At 70.5% G+C, this 4,242-nt stretch carries 3 protein-coding genes; all 3 read right to left on the bottom strand.

Features of this window, described 5'->3' with window-relative positions; translation table 11 throughout:
• Positions 1–18: 18 nt before the first annotated feature.
• A complete protein-coding gene (locus AC27VN_RS34375) occupies positions 19–1,095 on the bottom strand; it encodes an ABC transporter substrate-binding protein (RefSeq protein WP_296800268.1) in 1,077 nt (358 codons plus the stop codon).
• A gap of 16 nt (positions 1,096–1,111) precedes the next feature.
• A complete protein-coding gene (locus AC27VN_RS34370) occupies positions 1,112–2,743 on the bottom strand; it encodes an ABC transporter substrate-binding protein (RefSeq protein ID WP_490879482.1) in 1,632 nt (543 codons plus the stop codon).
• A gap of 2 nt (positions 2,744–2,745) precedes the next feature.
• A partial coding sequence (locus AC27VN_RS34365; protein ID WP_490879481.1) for an ABC transporter substrate-binding protein occupies positions 2,746–4,242 on the bottom strand: 1,497 nt, incomplete at its 5' end.

The raw sequence follows: 4,242 nt of genomic DNA, 5'->3' as shown, positions 1-4,242 counted from the left end.
GGTTGGCGTTGGCGGCGCTCATGCGGCGGCGAGCACGGCGGCCTCGGGCGCTGCCGCCTTGCCGGCACGCAACGCGCGCAAGGGCTCGGCATCGACCCACTCGCCGAGGTCGAAGTCGCCCGGCAGGAAGCCCCACTGCAGCAGGAAGTCCTTGAAATGCCCGATTGCCTCGACCAGCGGCGCGTCGAGCCCGATGCCCAGATGCCGGTGCACCTCGGGCCCGTTCGAGGCCAGCACCGCCTCCTCGCTGGTGGCGATCTCGCGCGCCACGAAGCGCACCGTCTCGTCGGGATGGTCCTCGGCCCAGCGGCCGGCGCGCTCCACCACCTCGAGCAGGCGCAGCACCAGGTCGGGCCGCCGCTCGGACAGCGCCGCATCGACCGTCAGCACGCGCGGCGTGCCGTTGTTGATGCGGATCTTCGGATCGGGATGGCTGCCGAACTCGGACACCACCTGGGCGCCGATCAGGTTCGCGACCACCAGGCCCTCGGCGCCCTTGACGAAGATCGCGTCGACCTCGCCGCGCACCAGCGCCTCGACCTCGCGGAAGTAGGGATGGCGCCGGCGCAGCCCGAACAGGCTGGGCTCGCCCTGCGCGAGGATCACCGACTCCTCGATCGGCAACTGCACCAGCGTGAGGTCCTCGGTCGTGAGGCCGGCCAGCGACAGCGCCGACACCACGCCCTTGAGCGCGGTGGCGCGATGGAAGTCGATCAGGTCGTTGACCCGGCGCGGCACCGCGAAGCGCCGGCCCGCGAGCTGTTCGATCGAGGCGATGCCGCGCCCCGGCAGGGTCACGATGGCCTGGAACTCGTCGGTCCAGGTGATCGCCACCAGCCGCGTCGCGCGGCCGTTGGCGCGGGCCCAGATCGGCGGGATGTTGCCGCCCTGGCGGAAGGACCAGGCCAGGTGGTGGTCGAAGTGGCTCTCGCGGATGCTGCGGTCCTTCGAGTCGATGATCGATTCGATCGCGATGCCTTCCTCGGCGAAGGTCTGGGCCAGCCAGCCCTGGCGCGCGGCAATGCCCAGCGGCGAGGGCACGGGGCAGCGGGTGTACCAGAGCACGTCGGGGCGGTCGGTGGTGGCGGTGGTCATGAATTGCTCCTTCTGGTTAAGTACCGATCCAGGCCCCGGCCAGGTTGCCGGCGATGCCGTCGGCGCTGACCGTGTGGCCGCGCACGCGGCGATCGGCGATGGTGTAGTTGTCGAGTGCCAATAACGTGATGTCGGGCAGGTCGCGCACGATGTGGCGCTGGAACTCGGCGAAGGCCTGGCGCCGGCGCGCCTCGTCGGTCTCGATGGCGGCCGCCTCGAGCAGCTGGTCGACCTCGGGGTTGTTGTACCCCGAGCCGTTGGAGAACGGCAGGCCCTTCTTGAAGTTCTTCGACCAGTACAGGCGCTGGATGCCCACGGTGGGGTCGAAGGTGTTGCTCATCACGCTCACGTGCAGGTCGAAGGCGCGGTCGGCATAGATGCGGCGCACGTAGGTCGCGAAGTCGGTCGCGTTGATCGTCACCTCGATGCCGATGCGCCCCAGGCTCTGCTTCAGGTACTCGGCGGTGCGCTGGCCGCCCTCGTTGGGAATGGGCGTCAGCGCGAGCTTGAGCCGCAGGTTGGGGCCGGCCTTGCCGCGCGTCAGGCCCGCCGCGTCGAGCAGGGCCTCGGCCTGCTTCGGATCGTGCGGCAGCACCGGCAGGTCGGGCAGGTAGAACTTCGCGAGCGCCGGATGCACCGGCCCCGGAATCAGCCGGCCCTGGCCGTACCACACGGTTTTCTGCACCACCTGGCGATTGATCGCATGCGCGATCGCCTGGCGCACGCGCAGGTCCTGCAGCGCGGGGTTCTCGAGGTTGAACTCCACGCGCGAGACGTTGTTGATGTACTGGTAGCCGTTCGGCTCGAACACCAGGTTCGGCCTGGCGCGCAGCCGCTCCACGTCGCCCAGCGGCACCGGCGTGCCCGGGCTCAGGTGCACCTCGCCCTTCTCGATCGCGGCCGCGCGCGCGGCCGCGTCGGGAATGAAGCGCACGATCAGCCGGTCGACATAGGGCCTGGGGTTGTCCCAGTAGTCGGGGTTGCGCTCGTAGCTCACATGGCTGCCGCGCACCCATTCCTTGAACACGAAGGGGCCGGTGCCCACGGGTGCGTTGTTGGCCGGGTTGGCATCGGCCTTGCCGTTCTCGTAGAGATGCTTCGGCACGATCGGCGACTCGGCCGCCGACAGTGCGGTGATCAGGTAGGGCACCGGCTTCGACAGCACCAGGATCGCGGTGTGCGCATCGGGCGTGCGCACCTCCGACACGCTCGAGAAGGTGGCGCGCCCGCGCGGGTGGTATTGCTTGAGCAGGCCGATCGAATGCGCGACGTCGGCCGAGGTGAAGGGCCGGCCGTCGTGCCACTTCACGCCGCGGCGCAGGCTGAAGCTGTACTGCAGCCCGTCGGCGCTCACGCTCCAGGCGGTCGCGAGCTGCGGCTGCGGCGAGAGGTCGAAGCCGTAGCTCAGCAGGCCCTCGGTGGTCTTGGCCGAGATCAGCACCGAGGCGCCGGCCGAATGCGCGATGGTGGTGAGCGTGGGCGGCTCGGGATCGATCAGCACGGTCAGCGTGCCGCCGCGCACCGGCGTGCCCGCGTCGCGGCCCTGCGCGAGCGCGGACACCGCCGCGAACGGCGAGGCCAGGCCCGCGAGCCCGAGTCCCGCGCCGGCCTGCAGCCAGGCGCGGCGCTCCATGTTCCAGTCCTGCATGCTCATCCCTTGAGGTGAAGATCGGCGAAGTTGCCCGACAGGCCCTCGGCGCCGACCGTGTGGCCGCCGATGCGGCGATTGGCCACCGTGACCTGCGCCACCGCCACCAGGCCGATGGTCGGCAGCTCGCGCGCGATCACGCGCTGGAACTCGGCGTAGAGCGCGCGCCGCTTGGCGGCGTCGTTCTCCACCGCCGCGGCCTCGAGCAGCTGGTCGACCTCGGGGTTGTCGTAGTGCGCGCCGTTGGAGAAGGGCACCCCGGGGCGGAAGTTCTTCGACCAGTAGAAGCGCTGGATGCCGACCGCGGGATCGAACATCTGGCTCATGCCCTGGTTGTTGAAGTCGAAGTCGCGGTCGGTATAGACGCGCTTGATGTAGGCGCCGAACTCCTGCGTGCGCACCGTCACGTCGATGCCCACGCGCGCGAGCGCCTGGCGGATGTACTGGCCCACGCGGTTGCCGCCGCCGTCGAACACGTCGTGGCTCACGCGAAAGCGCACGCCGTCGGCGCCGCGCGCGAAGCCGGCCTCGTCGAGCAGCGCCTCGGCGCGCTTGCGGTCGAAGCCCGGCACGCCGGCCGCGGGCTCGTAGAAGGCACGCAGCACCGGCGAGATCGGGCCCGGCGCGGCCAGGCCGTAGCCGTACCACACGGTCTTGAGGATCACCTCGCGGTCGATCGCATGGGCCACCGCCTGGCGCACCTTGGCATGGCGGAAGTATTGGTTGTCGAGGTTGAACTCGATGCGCGTGGTCGAGTTGTTGAAGTACTCGTTGCCGCGCGTGTCCAGGCTCAGGTGCGGCAGCGCCTTGAGCCGGTCGAGGTCGGGGATCGGCACCGGCGTCGCGCCGGCCAGGTCGACCGTGCCGCTCTCGAGCGCAGCGGCGGCCGCCGCGGGGTCGGGCACGAAGCGCACCACCAGCCGGTCGATGTAGGGCTTGCCGGCATCCCAGTAGTCGGGATTGCGCTCGTAGATGATGTGGCTGCCGCGCTGCCATTCCTTGAACACGAAGGGCCCGGTGCCGACCGGCGCGTTGTTGGCCGGATGGCTCGCGAGGTCGCGGCCCTCGTAGACATGGCGCGGCACGATCGGCGACTCGGCCGCGGCCAGTGCGGTCAACAGGAAGGGCGCGGGCTTGCTGAGCACCAGCACCGCCGTGTGGGCATCGGGCGTGCGCACCTCGCTCACGCTCGCGAAGGTGGCGCGCCCGCGCGGATGCGACTGCTTGAGCGCGAGGATCGAGAAGGCCACGTCGGCCGAGGTGAAGGGGCGGCCGTCGTGCCACTTCACGCCGCGGCGCAGCCTGAAGGTGTATTGCAGGCCATCGGGCTGCACCTCCCAGGCCACGGCGAGCTGCGGGCGCGGGCGCAGGTCGAAGTCGTAGCTCAACAGGCCCTCGACCGCCTTGGGCGACACCAGGAAGGTGCCGGCCGCGGAGTTGACCAGGCCCACCAGCGTGGGCGGCTCGAGCGCGGTGAGCAGGGTGACGACGCTGCCGGG

It is taken from the genome of Variovorax sp. 20P10.2.4 (genome assembly GCF_058244205.1).
This window is presented reverse-complemented; position numbering and strand designations above follow the sequence as displayed.